Consider the following 13,996-nt stretch of genomic DNA (forward strand, 5'->3'; position numbering starts at 1 on the left):
CGACGGAAAAAGCCAGCCGGGTGGCTGCCCATCACCGGTGCGCTCGGGATTTCGGCAAACCTCCTGGCGGCGTATGCCGAAGATCCGGGCTGAGTACAGTTATTTCCACGAGTCCAAGTGCTCGCGGCTGCGCCGCTGCGCTAATGCGATGCGCTGGGATTCTTTCGTTAAGGGATTCGCGCTCGGTATGTGCCGTTAAGGACTGGGCGGCGACGCCGCGGGCTTCGTCACTCGTTACGTTACGATCGAACGGATCAGCGCTTCCCTGATAACGAGTATCGCCGCCCGGCCGATATTCGATCTCCCAACGGAGAGGGCGCGTCGTATACGTAACGCCGAAGGCGTCGAGATAGGCGCGCTGTTTCGCTTCTCCGTAACGGCCGCATTCGCTATCTATCGCGTAACGAACATGCGCGGGCCGCTCGCTGGCTTTAACGGCTGCGCCGCCCATGAGTTCCATGTAACGGGCGTAGTCGCCCTCATCGGCGGATTTGCGCAGCGCTTCCGCCTTTGGGTTGCCTTCAATCTCGTGACGTATACGACGGAGTTCGCGCCACGGCCCGATAGCGGGCGTGCCCATGAACTGGAACTGTCGAATACCCCATTGGGACGCCCAAGCCCGTACGCGCTGGGCCGCGTCCTTCGGATCGGCTTCTAAGCCCACTTGTTGCCCGTCTGAATCGAGCGTCGCCGCGTAATCGAGCCCGTGCCCGTCGATGCCTTTCGAGATGTATTTGGCGATATAGCCGGTTGCCGACCCGTGCTGCGGGTCAATGGCTTTGATCTTACAGGCGCGCTTTTGACGGGCTGGGTTAGTGGCCCCGTCAACGAAGTAATCGGTCAGAATGCGCCGTAACAAGTCGGCTTGGGCCGGCTCGACGAAAAATAGGGCGTGCCAGTGGGGTGTGCCGTCGTGGTGGGGTTCGGCGACCCGTAGCCCATACGCGTTAATCGAGAGCCGGTTAAGCTTCGCGCGGATTTTCTGCCATTGCGCCATCAACCATTCTTGACCTTCGCGGGGTGTGACATGCTGACCCTCGCAGGGTTCGAGCGATTTCGAATGGACAGCGTGCAACTCGGACGGCGTGGTGATCGATGCGAATAGCGCGACATCGCCTCGGGCTTCTGCGTAGCGCTCGATTCCATTTATCCGCCCCATCATCTCATTACGGCGAATGCTGGGATTGCTCAGGCCTTTGTCGGCGATCTCAGCAAGACTGAATTCCTCGCCGGTCTCGCAGACCGCCACCGTCTCATTTAGAGCGCGAGCGTTGCTTTCCTGGCGGCCGATGTAACGCTGGAAGCCGTATTCGCTGATATACAGGCCGGCGCGTTTATGCACGAGCCCGATCGAGCGGGCTTGCTGCTCGTGTTTGCGGCCGTGAATCTTGTGCAACTGATTGCGCCACCAGCGCTCATCGCGCATGCGCTCGATACAGCCCAGTAGGGTGCGATTCCGGTTCGGCGTGGGCGGAACCAGACCGAAACGCGAGACCACGCCGTGCCCGGCCGCGTAGGTCGCCATTTCATCGCCGTTGATGCGGCGCATGCTCTGCTCGCACTCGTGACTGCGGCGCTTTGCGAAGGCTCGAATATCGTTGTCGCTCGCATTCGGCGGCAGAACACCTTGTGAGGCTTCGACGAATTCCCGCAACTCGATGTTGGCGGACCGCATCGGGTTCGGCCGGCCTTGGCCGCGTTCTGCCTTATAGGTGCGCCGATGCTGTTCGGCCAGCGCGTTCGCGATCGGAACGGGTTGGGAGTCCAGTTGTTTCCGTAACCAGATCCGCCCATCGGCCGGGATTTCCAGCGGTGAAAACCCGCGAACGTATTCGACGACGTTCACGGTTTCGTGTCCGTTTTGGTACGGGCAGCGTCGAACGCGCGCCGTGCCTCGTAGCAGGCCTTGAGATCGCGGGCCAGCTGTTCGACTGCTTCGAATGACAGATAGACGGCTGACGTGTGTTGGCCGGTCGCATCCGCCAGCGTCAATCGAACCGGGTGGCTGGTCGTGTTCCAGGCTTCCGTCTTGACGCTAGCGTTATGCCGGTCGAGCACGCCACCCGAGACGATTAGCTCCGGACGGATCGGGGCGGCCGCTTGTTCGCATGCTGGACGACTCATGCCGGCACCTGCATGTTGTCATCAATGAACTTCGCGACATCCGCAGCGCGGTAACGCACCCAGCGGCCGCATTTGACATAGGGCAGGGGGTAACGCTTTTCACAGCGCCAGACCGCCAGCGTGTGCGAGTTCACGCCGAGCAGTTCGGCGGCCTGCTCGCTGGTGAGGAGTTTCGGAACTGTTTGCTCATTCATCATCTTTCGCTTGCCTTGTTAGACGTTGGGCTTGCGAAAGACGATAGGCGGCGCGCCTATTTCAGGGTGGAAAGCAAATGAACTTTTTGGTTGCCAATTTTTGCGGTTTGGTTGCCATTTCTAAGACTGGCTATTCACGCGTTACAAGAGCGGAGTTATCCAGCCATTCGCTGATAACCTTTCTCATGGCTCGATCACCAAGCGGCGGCGCGCCATCGGCGGTCTTGTCAGCAAACAGTTCCATGCCGTTTATCTGAATCAAGCGCACGATCGCGCTGGCGTTGATTCGCCCGCTCTCCGTTCGGCAAGAATCGGGCTTCGCTCCAAGCACAGCCAGCGCCGCCCCAAGCACCAACTCACGGTCGCCGGTATAGCGCGCGCTTCTGCTGTCCTGTCGTTTATTTCTCGCTGCCGCAAGATCAAGGGGGATATTCGCTCTACGTGCCACGGCTTCCGCTAGCCGGGCATTGCCCGTGCCCGTGCGTCGCGCCCAGCTCACAAGGTGTTCGATGGGGTAGCGCCATTGGGCTTCGAGCGCGTTGCGATTGACCGGTTTTAGGCTCTCGTCGCCTTCGAGGCTATACGCGCGTCGCATACGGTGTTGTATCTCGATGGCGAGCGAGGGCGAGTCGCTGATTTTATGCAGTTGGCGCGCCGCATCGCTCTCAGGCGGAAATTCGCTCGCCAGCAAAAACGCACTGTCTTCAAGCGATAATTGACCGTGCGGCGCGGCGGCGAGGACCTTTCTGAAGTGTCGAACCAAGCGCCAAGCGATCCGCACGCGCTCTCGCCTTATATCCGCCTCTATTTGCTCTTTTGTTGGGGACTCCGGCTGGCTCATGATGCGGTGCTCTCGCTAATTGCGATGACCGGCGCCGCTGGCTTGATCTGGCCGGCACTCAGGAAGTAATCCGTGATCTTCTGCATAGGCTCGCGTAGTCGCTCGATCTCTATGGAAACGTAATCACGCGTAATCGGGTGGCCGCCCATCTCGTGATTGACTAAGGCGCTGAGTGCGTATGTCGGCACGCCGAGCCGCTCCGCCGTGGTCACGAAGGTGCGCCGAAGATCGTGGATGCGAAAGGCGACCCTGGATTCCTTAACGATCCGCTGCTGCTGATAGCGCGGTTCGGTGAAATGGCCCGCGCGGCCGCTGCCGGGGAAGACGAACGGCGTACCCGCCAATGCCGCGTCGGCTTCGTGCGCCTTTCGCCGGGCTTCAAGCAGATCGATCAGGTAGTCCGATAACGGTAGCGTGTGATCCTTGTGGTTCTTCGTGTCAAGCGCGGTCAGCGTGCGCTCGCGGAAATCGACGCAATCCCAGCGCAACGACAAGCCTTCTGTGCGCCGTAGCCCGGTCAAGATCAAGAGCGCGAAGTAATCGCCGGCCGTCTGCGATGCCGTGCCCCAAGGCTCGGCGCGCAGCGTGTTCACCGCGTTGAACCATGCCGGCAAATCGTGCGCCTTGATATAAGTCTTGCGCGGCGCCGGCTTGCGCCATGCCCGCACCTTCGAGAGCCGTTTGGCTGGATTGACGGGCAGGGTTGAGTTGCCGTCGTCGTCTTCGAACAAGCCTTCGGCGAAGTTCCACAGTGCGCGCAGTGTGCGCATTACTTGGTCGGCGTACGGGCTACCGGAGTCGGCGGCGAGTTTGGCGTGCCGATCGACCGCCATGCGGCCGTTGATCTCGACCAGCGGCTTTTTCGTCCAATCCTTCAAGCCGACTTCGATATTCTGGCGATAGCCCTTAACCGTCGTGGCCTTCAGGTTGTGGCGCTCGATATAGAGTTCGAGCGCATCGCCGAGGGTGAAGCGCTGAGAATCGGCTTTCTGCTTCGCCGCGTGCGGGTCCACGCCTTCGGCGATCTGGGCGGCCACGATGGCCGCCTTTTTTTTAGCTGCTGCGGGTGGCATGTCGGGATAGCGCCCGAGCGTCAGGCGTCGGCCGCCGCGCCCCTTGATGCGCTTTTGCACCTGCCAGCTTTTCGAGCCCTTATCTGTGACGACCAGACGCAGGCCCGGTACATTCCGGTCGGCGTAGCTTGCGCGCTTGCCGGGTGGCGCGTCGGGCAGGGTGTCGATCGTGCGCTTCGTGAAGCTGATTTGTTCGGTCATTGGAGCCTCGCGGGTGAATCCAAGCCGCGCATCAATCGATAGTCAATTGGTTTGCCGGTGCTACGCCGGTGCTACGATGCGCGTGCATTTCGCGGCATTGAGCGTAGCACGCATGAACCAAGAACAACCATAAAATCCTTGATATATATAGATCCGTGAAGTTTCGTGAATCAATTGGTATGAGCGGTGCGGTTGCCTTTTAATCAATTGGTCGCTGGTTCGAATCCAGCACGGCCCACCAGCTTAAACAGCAGCTTACGCTTGGTCCTTATTTGGCGTTTCGCCTCTGAGTCACCAATAAGTCACCACGCGAACGCATCTCGATCGCTGCAAGCGTCGAGTGAGAGCGTGAATTTGCGCTGCTGATTCTCTCCGCTAATCGATACCGCTGCGCTCAATCTCGGGTACGGTAGCCATAGGCGCGCATTACGGCACGTCCATGGCGGTTCACCGGGGGAGAGTGTCATGCGCAAAGCGTTCGTTATGCTGGCGGTCGTGGTTGGGGTGTCGGGTTGCGCCAGTACGGGCGGCATGTTCGGCAAGCACACACCGAAGCCTCTGCACCCTGACGGCGTGAGAGCGGATTCTCCGGCACGCATCCGGATGGTTACCGGGTCTGACACCTCTCTGAACGAAGGCGATACCGTGCTTTCGATCAACGGTAAGCCGGTTAAGTCGTTCAGCTACTACAACGCCGTATCGTCGACTGGCGAAATGACGGTCAAGAGCGCCGGCGGCACTGTGCGCAAGGTTGCGCTGAGCCAGTTGTTCTCGGATGACGGGAAGACACTTGAGGCCCATACCCTGAGCCGGGGCGGCGTCTTTATCTTCCCGCAGCAAGTCCCCGCTTATCAGCGTACGCAGGATGCCGCCTTGTTGTATCTCGGGGCAGAGAAAGGCCTCGTGTCCGCGAGCATGTGGCAGACGAAGCCGCGAATCCTTGAGCTACGCGTGGATCTGCGCGCCGAGCCGAACTGTCAGACGTGCAGCCTGAAAGCGCTCGCCGTTATGGATGGGTCGCGAAAGGCGTGGTTGTCGGCGATCCCATACAACAAGGCCGCATGGCTCGTGTACACACCTGCCGGGCGTGCGCCGCCGATGATGAACGTGCCGCCGCCGACGCCCGTTGCATATACGAGCACCACGACCGGATCGGGGACGGTTTCCGGGTCGATGTATGGCAATGCCTATAGCGGCAACTATTCCGGCATGAGCACGACGACAACGACGCCCCAATACAATTACACGGGCACGGAGATGGCCGAAGCGTATAACCTCGGCGCGCTGCTCAAGCAGGAACGGATCGAGTCAGACAACAAGCATAGGCGCGATTTTGTCGCCAATCGCGTCGGCAACCTTCGAGTGGGGCGGATGCCGGCAGGCCAGCAAATGACCGGGTATGTGGATTTTGTCGTACCCAACGACTTCAAGGGCCCCTACGTCGTCGCGATCAAGGGCAACAAGCATTTCGCGGCTGCCCGCTTCGAAGCGCAAGACTAGGCGCTCTGCTTCTCTTGTGGGTCATTCTCCGAGCTGAATCGCTCGACCAGCACCACGAGGCGACCTTCATCGCCGTCCTTCCTGCCTGTATGCCGCATCAGGGCCGCATCTGCGTCTTCGCCGTGTCTCATGTGCACGATCAGCATGTCGTCGTTGCTCTTGGCCTGCTCCAGCTTCGTGAGTCGTGATTTGATCGTCATTTCGCCTCCAGGGCGGTTACACGCTGTTCAAGTTCTTCAACCTCAACCAAGCGCGCCTGTGCGGTAACCGTCTGCATGAGCGTCGCCGCATCGGCCGGTGATAGCTGACCGGCAGAGAGCGCGGCAACGATCGCCTGACCTTGTTCGACCAGGCTGGCGTTGCTATCCAGGGTCGGGATAGTCATCGCCTCATCACGGGCCCGGAGCGGTGGCAGTATGCGTTCCAGACAGAGCCGCATCGCGGTTGCGTCGCCTTCCATGGCCATGTCCTTGACCTTGGCTACCAGATCGGGCGCATAGGGGCGCAGCATGCCTCTGAGCTCGGCTGTGCGGTTGTCCTTCGGGCGTCCCTGCGGATTGCCGGATTGTCCTTTCTTGAACTGCGCCATACCTGTTCCCGCCTGTTTTGATCAGGATCGATGCTGCTGGAAATAACGATGCTTCTCGCGGCTCGCCTTCTCGCGTTCCTTGGCCTTTTCTCGTCGCTTATCCGGTTCTGATTTCGGTATCTCGATGCCGAACTGACGGCCCAGGCCCTGCAATGGCGTATTGCCCTCGACGAAGTTCTGCGCCGGTATGTTCATGTGCGTGAGATGCTTTATCCGATCTTCAGCCGCTTCACCGCGTGTCGAGTAATACGGCGCGATCTCATCACCACTCCAGATATCGCGGTTCACCAATTGCTGCAAGGCTTCGTAGCTGCCTGGCGCCGGCGTGAATATCTTGGTACCGAAGTCGAGTAACGCCATCTGGCCGCTGGCCCACTTGGACAGGTCGTAGGGGATCGCCGACAGGCCGAACCGCGCCACATGCGCTTTGGGATCGCCGGATTGCTGGCGCAGTATCTGGTCCAGCATCGGATAGACGACAAGGCCCATCAGGCCCACCATCGCCAGTTGATCCATGCCGCGAGCACGCAACGAAGCGTCCGACGACTTGCCCAGTACGCGCTGCATCATCTTGCCGTAGGCCTTGAACAGGCCCAGGTGATAGCGCGCAAACCATGACATATCGGGATGAGTAAGGACGTTCAGCAACCGGGATCCTTCCGGCAGGGAATAGCTCGGCAGAATGTCGGTCACATGCATGAGCGCGTCATCCTCGCTCATGCCCTTGAGTTCCCGCTCCATGATGGCCTGCATGATCGCCATGTCGTTGAACGACCACATGGACGTATTGGCGTGGTGTCCCCACCATTTCATGCCCTGAAGCGCCTTGCCGGGCACAAACCCCAGCGCCTTGGCAATCGGATGCAGCTCCGGCTTGGCGTCGAGTTCCGTACCGAGGCTATTCACGATGTCGCCGAACGCTTCCGGCGTCACGAGCCCCAGCTTGCTCTTGGCGTACATGAACGGTGCGCCTTTTTCCATCAGGCGTTGGTACTTCGGCCCCAGCGTCATGACTTCCTTCATCGCCGGGCCCATGGTTTTCCATAGACGCACCATGCTGGCCGGCGAGAAATTACCGACCATGCCCCGGTTGATGATCGCCATGTCGGCAATGTTGAAGTCGTGCCAGACCGGCAGCACCGAAAACATCGCCTTGCGCGCGAGATCATTGACCGTGCTCAGAATCGGGACGCGCAGATCACCCTTGGTTCGCCGGGCGAAGTGGTTCAGTACTTCCGCTGTGTACGGTTCCGCTTTCCAGCCGTGAAACTGCGGCAGCTCCAGCGACTTCCATTTGGGCTTGGCCTTGGTCGGATCCTGTGTGGCGACCTTCTGGAATTCCGGCGAGGCTTTCAGATCGTCGAGGAACTTGGTCTGTCGCTGTACTTGCCGGTTTGCGACGTATTCATCCAGCAGCTTACCCAGCAGGTTGCGGTGATACTTGACGTTCGTATGCTTCTCGATCTCGTTCGCCGTCGCTTCGCCGATGTGGTAGCGCTTGCCCTTGTGCGTAAAGAACTGGTCGTTCAACTCGTCGGCGTGCCGTTCCTGTAGCTTGGCCTTGCGCTCATACAGGGCGTTCAATCCATCCTCGATATTCGCCAGCCGGACGCGGGCGGCATGGCGGCGGCTTTGCGTCTTGCTCAGGATGTTTTTCTCGTGGCGCAGCTTGTTGATCGCCACGTCGATCGGCTTGATCTTCCGGTTCAGCTCATCCTCGCCGGTCGTGGCCTTGATCGTGCCGAACGATTCCGGGTGCTTATTGTGGAAGGCCGTCAGGGCGTAGTCCTTACCCTGGCGCTTGGCCGCAACGACGGTGCGATTGCCGTTCTCGTCCGTGAGCGCCTTGAACAGGCGATGCTTCATGCTCGGCAGGCTCTTGCGCAATGTGCCGACGCCGAATCGGCCGCTCTTCTTTTCCCGCAACAGATCCAGCTTGCCGCCTTTGCCGCGCGCTTCACGCGGTGCGTAGCCGTCCTTGTGGTCGAGCGCGTTCCGGATGGGGGCGATGAACGTATCGTGCAAGTGCTGTTCTTCCGGCGTCAGCGAGGTCGTGCGCTGCGATTCCGGCAGGTTCTTTTCCTCGACATAATCCATCAGCTTGCGGTTGATCTCCGGCGTCATGCCGGCTTCTTTTGCCTTGCGCAGGAAGTTCAGGGCGTCGATGTTATCGAGCGTCTTGTGGTTCCGGAGGATGTGCAGGGCCTTTTCGACGTTATCGGTCGGGATCGGCTGGCGTTCGTTGTCCAGCTCCGGGATGGGCCCTTGTGCTTTTTCCTCCGGGACGTGGGCTTCCAGCGCCGCCCGTGCACGCTCGTATGCTGGCCCAAGGATCGACTGGTATATCTCCGGGTCGAACATCGGATTGGCCGACAAGCGCGCGTGTGTCGAGGGTTCTGTGTGTTGTGTGTGTTCTGTGGGCTGGTCTAGATACTGCGCCGCGCTCGGTCGCATGTTCTCCGCTGCGACATGCTCGGCGGTATTGGCCTGCATGTCCGGCGAATCGCGAGACTCGATCTGAGCGCGGTTATCGCCCGTGGGCTTGGATACGCCATTAAGGTAGACGCGATCCTCCGGCGAGCGCAGGAATGGCGGCGTACGCAGAATATCCGCCGTGCGAGGGTCGATGTTACGCAGCGCCACCTTATCCTCGGGTGTGCGTAGGAACGGCGGCTTCTTGATGGCCGCATCCAGCTTGCCAACATCTACAGCTTGTACCGGCTTCGGTTGTGGTTGTTGTTCTGGTGCTTTGTCCGCCGGCTTTGTCTCGGCTTGGGTAATCAGATGATTGCCGACTTCCCGGCGCTCGCCCTGATCGTTCTTGACCCAGTGCATCAAGCCGTCGTTGCTCGGCTTCTCGACGGTCCAATTGCCCTTGAGGCCGTCCACGGTCACGTTGTCGCCGGCAGACAGCGGCGTTTCCTTGACGCTGGTTTCGCTGCCAGTGGTTGTCTCAGGGGCGCTCTTGGCTTCCGGCTTGGCCGATTCTGCGGGACTGGCGGCAGTATCCGTTGCAACGTCGGCTTTGCCCCGGCCTAATCCTTTCAGCCCGATCAATGCCGGTGCGCCGTCGATGGCGGTCTGCACTGCGGTTGCTGCTATCGGCGAGCCGGTCTTGTTGTAGACCCAATCACCTGCCGCTTTGCCGCCCTTGTTGAGCAGATCAAACGGCATGTTGATGTAATGCGTGACCTCTTGGCCCTTCTGCGTTTTCGGCTGATAGGTGAGGTCATTTTCGACGTTGTGGATCACGTCGGATGGCTTGGCCTTGGTGATGCCCGCCTTGTTCAGGACTTCATCGCCGATCCCCGCCAGGCCGGCCAGTGGCACCGATACACTGCTAGACGCGAGATTCGCCAATCCTTCGCCGATGCCTTCACCCCAGCCACCTGGCTTTGCGCCGAGAAACGCGGATGCGCTGGGCCTATTGGGTTTCGAATCCAGAGCCGTGGACGCCCCCGGTTTCGACGGCTTGGCATCGAGAAACGCGGATGCGCTCGGCTTGGATGAACGATCCAGAAAGGCCGACGCACTCGGCTGGGAGGCCATTACTCGTGATACCCGAATTGATTCGTGAGTAACTGGGTCGCTTGCGCGCGGGTCAGTTTCCCGTTGTGGTAGGCCTGTTTGACTTCGTCCGCACTACTATAGGACGGCGTGTTTTTCGTGCTGGTCGGCGATGCTGGCTTAGCGCTGCTTTTAGCGCGTGCGGCATTGGGTTTATTCGGTGGCCCCCACAACCAGTTTTCAACCCCGCTGTACCAGTGTGAATTATTCGAGGGCTGCTGCGCTTGTGGCGCGCTCTTGGCGAGGCTCGGGTAGTTCTGCTGCAAGAAGTGGTTGAATGGTACGTCCCCGTAGGGATAGGCCCGATGATAGGCGAGCGCGGCGTCCGACAACGTGGGCGTGCCGGTCTGGAGCCCATCGTTTCGGCTGGCAATCGTCTCATCCGCTTTGTGGTGGCGCGTGTTTTCCTTCAGGTTCGCCCAGTCATAACCGGTCTGGGCCGATACGCTCGGCGAGACGCCTTTGTGTAGCGAGTTCTGCGCCTGTCCCGTATACGGATTGACCATCTGCACCTGATCGCCGGTATTGACGGCCTGAAGGTGTGGGAACTGCTGGTTGGCCATGCCGGTTGCGACCTGATGCGGCGCGGCTTCCGCGAGGTGAGGCATCATCTGCTGTTGATTGGCCTGAGGATGATTTGCGAGCCAATTAATCGCCTGTTGCTGCGCCAGCCGTTGCTGTTGTTCCTGATGGAACGCCTGGTTATGCGCTTGCATGGCATGCGTATGTGCAACTTGCTGCTGATTCTGCTGAGCGTTTTGCAATCCCATCGCCAGCGCCTGACCCATACTCACCGGTAGACGATGCGCGCCGCCAGCGGCCATCAAGCCTTCGGCCATGCCCATCAAGCCGGCGTTCCGGGGATCGTTCAAGCCTGCGTTCAGTTGATCCATGAATCCCATAGTTTTGTCCTCAGTGCAGAGTGCCGGGGTCGTCTTCCAGATCGGCTAAGTCGCACATCGTTTCGAGATGATTAAGTTCGGCGCCAAGCGAAATGGTCAAATCTCCGACGATGCTGCGAATGGCGGTCGCATCAGCGCCTTGCGGTGTTTCCGGTCGTAAATTGGACTCCAGCAAGCAAGCCGTCCGGTGCAGCGAGCGGCAGTAGTACATGGCGCGACGGATAACCTTTGTCGCGTAGACCGCAACTTCCTTGTCGATTAGGGATTCAGCGTCGTTAGCTTCCGACATGGACAAGCTCCTTAACAAAACGCTGCATTTGCGCCACAACGAGCAATGCGCCCGTGGCATTGGCGTCGCCGCTTGCTGCCTGTTGGCGCAATTGTTTAATCAGTGCGCGCTGTTCGTCTGCTCCAGGCACCTGATTCTTTGATCCTTTAGGTCGCGACATAGTGATCACCGGGAATGGCTGTCCTATTGAAGATATTACCATAAAACTGGATAAATATACAGTTTATTCGGCGTATAGAGCGCGCATGGAATTCAAAGCTCGAACTACTCGGGTAGCCAGCGCTTGCAGTCGTGCCGGTCCGTATCCCAATTGCCAGCCGGGGCATGCGCTTTCATGCCGACGCCACAGCGGCCAAGGTGCGGATGTTTGTTGCGTTGGAAGTGGCGACAAGTGCCGCAAGTCACCGGGGCCGGGCGGGGAATCGGTAGACCGGCGATGCGGTTGATGCACCACGGACAACTCGGCACATCGCCGGACGTGAACAGCCAGACCGGCCCGCATTGGCCGCAGGTGACGATATCTTCGTAGCTGTCGGGTATCCGTCCGGCCTCGCGCTCTCGGCCCTCATACAGCGCCACGGCGAACGCCCGGAGGTTATCGGCGCCCAGCGAACCATTGCGCCAGGCGGTGATGTCCTCCGGCGCTAGCGCTTCGTATAGATCGGCTGACGTCACCGGCATACCCTCCGCAGCCGCCGCCAATGCCTCCAGCAGGCGGCCTTCATCATCGGCCGATTTCTTTTCGGACCCCCGCACAGAACTCACAGAACGCACAGAACTGATTGTCTGGTCGGGTTGTGTGTGTTGTGTGAGTTGTGTGCGGAGGGGTAAAGGCTGTGAGCCGCCCATTACGTCGCGCCAGCTCATGGTCTTGCTCCGGCGAGTTCGGGGCGGACTTGAACGATGGGGGAAGGCGGTCGACCGCCGCTTGATGAGGATGGTAGGTCGAGCACCCGGAGATAGCCGCGCTCTTCGAGAATATCGAGCGCGTTGCGGACATCCTTGGCTCGTGGAAAATACGACCGCAGGGCAATGTGAGCCTCACGCACCGTAAAGCGCCGGACATAACCCTCGGCGATCCACTCCCAGATTCGACGGGCCGCAGCGATCCCGTCATCGGCGCCCATCAGATCGAACGCGGCGAGACTGTGCTTGGAGATCACCGCCATGAGCTCAAGCGCCGCATTCATGGTGTCGCCGCTGATCTCGTGCGCCCAGGGTTCGCCATGCGCATGGCGGATGCCGTGCAGAACGCCCGCCACTCGAATGGCTTGACCGGGACACTTGCCGGCCCAGTCGGTCGCATGCTGAAAGTCGCCGCCGGGCCGCATGCTGGCCTCGACCAATTGCGAGAACTCGTACCAGTCCTGTCGGGCGTCTTTTGAGAGATGCAATGTGTGCAATGTGGCGCGGCCTTCGTGGTCGAACGCTGCGGGCCAATTCAGTATTGCGTTAAGACCGGCCGCGTACCCGAGCCTTGCGCTGTCGGGGACTGGCTCAGTATTCAGCGTGCGCCAGCCGAGCGGCGACGTGGGCAAGAGGTACAGGAATCGACCCAGCAAACCACGCCCGCGAAAGCCCGGGCGACTGGCCAACCCCCGTAGCATCTCCGGTTGTGGCGATAGCCCGATGCTGAGCAGTGGGCGGTCGAGATGAATCGGCGCCCGACCTTTGCGGTCAACGCGTTCGGAATCGCCCGACCATGCCTTGAGCGTTAGGTCGAGGTTCGGAATGCCACCGGAATAGCGGCCGGCCAGCAGATCGAACACGCCGCCTTCAGACGACATCCACGCCATGCGCTCGCCATGCTCAGCAAGCAGGATGCCCAGCCGCTCCGGCGTTGCATCGGAGGTCCAGAGTTGCGGCAAGCGCGGGACTTCGGGCAGGTTCGCGTCGATTTCGCCCGCCTCACGCGCCATAGCGGCAAGCTGGCTCTTGTCTTCGCATTTGCTGGCCTGCGTCCGCAGATCCTTGGCCCGCATTTCCAGCACGGAGCGCTCGGATTCGAGCTGCGCAATCTCCGGTGCGACACGCGCCGCTTCTTCGCGCTCCCAGCCTATTATTGGAGATGTCGCAGCCGACTGTACGGCGGACTTTCGATTGCCCGGCGGAAGGGCGGCAGCAATCCACAGGTTTACCGGTTCAACGTAGCCGGGCTTCACTTCAACTTGAATGCGCCGCGCCGCAGCGGTCGCCGTGGCCGCGAGGACCATGGCCGCCGATAATTCATCAGGCGTCTCCGTGGCCGCAGACAGGGCCTTGGCATACGTCCCGGCCCAGCCAGGAACGTGCTCTGCGTTCAGATGGGGCAGTGTGGGCAGGTCAAGACTGACCAGATCTGGCCAATCTTCCGGCGAGCGTCCGCGAATATCGATGGCCGAATCAGACATGATCGACCTCCTGCGCAGCCAGATTCGCGAGGTCGTTGTAGTCGCTCCCCTCGGCGCCGGCTGGAAACTCCGGTATTGCCAGCAGGGCGCCTGCCGCAATGGCAGCGGCCCGGCCTTTTTCTCGCCCGATGTCGTCGGCATCGGCGCATACAACGATCTCGGTATCGGGCCACTTGTTACGTGCGCCGGTCGATACCTCTTTAAGGTTTCCTGCGTCAATTGCTGCCAGAACCAGGGCGCTAGGGCGTCGCTGAAAAACCCGACAAATCTCGGGACAATAGTCAGCAGTGGAGAGTGAATAGGAGCCGAACCGATGCGAAGCCCGG

13 protein-coding genes and 1 pseudogene are annotated in these 13,996 nt (G+C 60.3%); 1 reads left to right on the forward strand and 13 read right to left on the reverse strand.

The window, feature by feature from the left end:
* Positions 1 to 31: 31 nt before the first annotated feature.
* The 5 genes from ACS8YF_RS12560 to ACS8YF_RS12580 form a co-directional block, all read right to left on the reverse strand.
* On the reverse strand, positions 32 to 1,846 hold the full coding sequence (locus ACS8YF_RS12560; RefSeq protein ID WP_440850543.1) for a replication endonuclease: 1,815 nt from the start codon (positions 1,844 to 1,846) through the stop codon (positions 32 to 34).
* Positions 1,843 to 2,124 carry a hypothetical protein gene (locus ACS8YF_RS12565; RefSeq protein ID WP_440850544.1) on the reverse strand — a complete coding sequence of 94 codons (282 nt, stop codon included), beginning with the start codon at positions 2,122 to 2,124 and terminating at the stop codon, positions 1,843 to 1,845. Before ACS8YF_RS12565 ends, ACS8YF_RS12560 begins: the two co-directional genes overlap by 4 nt.
* Positions 2,121 to 2,318 carry a helix-turn-helix domain-containing protein gene (locus tag ACS8YF_RS12570; RefSeq protein ID WP_440850545.1) on the reverse strand — a complete coding sequence of 66 codons (198 nt, stop codon included), beginning with the start codon at positions 2,316 to 2,318 and terminating at the stop codon, positions 2,121 to 2,123. The genes ACS8YF_RS12565 and ACS8YF_RS12570 overlap by 4 nt, the downstream gene beginning before the upstream one ends.
* A 130-nt stretch (positions 2,319 to 2,448) precedes the next feature.
* Positions 2,449 to 3,159 carry a hypothetical protein gene (locus ACS8YF_RS12575; RefSeq protein WP_440850546.1) on the reverse strand — a complete coding sequence of 237 codons (711 nt, stop codon included), beginning with the start codon at positions 3,157 to 3,159 and terminating at the stop codon, positions 2,449 to 2,451.
* Positions 3,156 to 4,433: a tyrosine-type recombinase/integrase gene (locus ACS8YF_RS12580; protein ID WP_440850547.1), complete on the reverse strand. Its 1,278-nt coding sequence runs from the start codon at positions 4,431 to 4,433 to the stop codon at positions 3,156 to 3,158. The genes ACS8YF_RS12575 and ACS8YF_RS12580 overlap by 4 nt, the downstream gene beginning before the upstream one ends.
* A 465-nt stretch (positions 4,434 to 4,898) precedes the next feature.
* On the opposite strand from ACS8YF_RS12580, the gene ACS8YF_RS12585 reads away from it, so the two are divergent.
* Positions 4,899 to 5,933: a hypothetical protein gene (locus ACS8YF_RS12585; RefSeq protein ID WP_440850548.1), complete on the forward strand. Its 1,035-nt coding sequence runs from the start codon at positions 4,899 to 4,901 to the stop codon at positions 5,931 to 5,933.
* Here ACS8YF_RS12585 and ACS8YF_RS12590 read toward each other — a convergent pair.
* The 8 genes and pseudogenes from ACS8YF_RS12590 to ACS8YF_RS12625 form a co-directional block, all read right to left on the reverse strand.
* Positions 5,930 to 6,133, reverse strand: coding sequence for a hypothetical protein (locus tag ACS8YF_RS12590; protein WP_440850549.1), 204 nt, complete (start codon positions 6,131 to 6,133; stop codon positions 5,930 to 5,932). The genes ACS8YF_RS12585 and ACS8YF_RS12590 overlap by 4 nt on opposite strands.
* Positions 6,130 to 6,522 (reverse strand): DUF5681 domain-containing protein, encoded by a 393-nt coding sequence (locus tag ACS8YF_RS12595; protein ID WP_440850550.1) that lies wholly within the window; start codon positions 6,520 to 6,522, stop codon positions 6,130 to 6,132. The genes ACS8YF_RS12590 and ACS8YF_RS12595 overlap by 4 nt, the downstream gene beginning before the upstream one ends.
* A gap of 21 nt (positions 6,523 to 6,543) precedes the next feature.
* Positions 6,544 to 9,852, reverse strand: coding sequence for a hypothetical protein (locus ACS8YF_RS12600; protein ID WP_440850551.1), 3,309 nt, complete (start codon positions 9,850 to 9,852; stop codon positions 6,544 to 6,546).
* A 218-nt stretch (positions 9,853 to 10,070) separates the two neighbouring features.
* The gene (locus ACS8YF_RS12605) at positions 10,071 to 10,982 is read right to left on the reverse strand and encodes a hypothetical protein (RefSeq protein WP_440850552.1); all 912 of its coding nucleotides are present in this window, start codon (positions 10,980 to 10,982) and stop codon (positions 10,071 to 10,073) included.
* 19 nt (positions 10,983 to 11,001) lie between these two features.
* Positions 11,002 to 11,280 (reverse strand): hypothetical protein, encoded by a 279-nt coding sequence (locus ACS8YF_RS12610; protein ID WP_440850553.1) that lies wholly within the window; start codon positions 11,278 to 11,280, stop codon positions 11,002 to 11,004.
* Between the two features lie 264 nt (positions 11,281 to 11,544).
* Positions 11,545 to 12,147 carry a hypothetical protein gene (locus ACS8YF_RS12615; protein WP_440850554.1) on the reverse strand — a complete coding sequence of 201 codons (603 nt, stop codon included), beginning with the start codon at positions 12,145 to 12,147 and terminating at the stop codon, positions 11,545 to 11,547.
* Entirely contained in the window at positions 12,144 to 13,670 is a 1,527-nt protein-coding gene (locus tag ACS8YF_RS12620) for a YfjI family protein (RefSeq protein WP_440850555.1), read from the reverse strand. Before ACS8YF_RS12620 ends, ACS8YF_RS12615 begins: the two co-directional genes overlap by 4 nt.
* Positions 13,663 to 13,996: pseudogene (locus ACS8YF_RS12625) on the reverse strand (hypothetical protein); the annotation flags it as partial. The gene ACS8YF_RS12620 and the pseudogene ACS8YF_RS12625, both read right to left, overlap by 8 nt.

It is taken from the genome of Salinisphaera sp. SWV1 (assembly GCF_052044155.1).
Classification (GTDB): Bacteria; Pseudomonadota; Gammaproteobacteria; order Nevskiales; family Salinisphaeraceae; genus Salinisphaera.

What these genes read in the sequence shown, in the direction of transcription:
- ACS8YF_RS12565 (WP_440850544.1), bottom strand. Translation starts at nt 2,124, where the DNA reads ATGAGTCGTCCAGCATGCGAACAAGCGGCCGCCCCGATCCGTCCGGAG.
- ACS8YF_RS12570 (WP_440850545.1), bottom strand. Translation starts at nt 2,318, where the DNA reads ATGAATGAGCAAACAGTTCCGAAACTCCTCACCAGCGAGCAGGCCGCC.
- ACS8YF_RS12575 (WP_440850546.1), bottom strand. Translation starts at nt 3,159, where the DNA reads ATGAGCCAGCCGGAGTCCCCAACAAAAGAGCAAATAGAGGCGGATATA.
- ACS8YF_RS12580 (WP_440850547.1), bottom strand. Translation starts at nt 4,433, where the DNA reads ATGACCGAACAAATCAGCTTCACGAAGCGCACGATCGACACCCTGCCC.
- ACS8YF_RS12585 (WP_440850548.1), top strand. Translation starts at nt 4,899, where the DNA reads ATGCGCAAAGCGTTCGTTATGCTGGCGGTCGTGGTTGGGGTGTCGGGT.
- ACS8YF_RS12590 (WP_440850549.1), bottom strand. Translation starts at nt 6,133, where the DNA reads ATGACGATCAAATCACGACTCACGAAGCTGGAGCAGGCCAAGAGCAAC.
- ACS8YF_RS12595 (WP_440850550.1), bottom strand. Translation starts at nt 6,522, where the DNA reads ATGGCGCAGTTCAAGAAAGGACAATCCGGCAATCCGCAGGGACGCCCG.
- ACS8YF_RS12605 (WP_440850552.1), bottom strand. Translation starts at nt 10,982, where the DNA reads ATGGATCAACTGAACGCAGGCTTGAACGATCCCCGGAACGCCGGCTTG.
- ACS8YF_RS12610 (WP_440850553.1), bottom strand. Translation starts at nt 11,280, where the DNA reads ATGTCGGAAGCTAACGACGCTGAATCCCTAATCGACAAGGAAGTTGCG.
- ACS8YF_RS12615 (WP_440850554.1), bottom strand. Translation starts at nt 12,147, where the DNA reads ATGAGCTGGCGCGACGTAATGGGCGGCTCACAGCCTTTACCCCTCCGC.
- ACS8YF_RS12620 (WP_440850555.1), bottom strand. Translation starts at nt 13,670, where the DNA reads ATGTCTGATTCGGCCATCGATATTCGCGGACGCTCGCCGGAAGATTGG.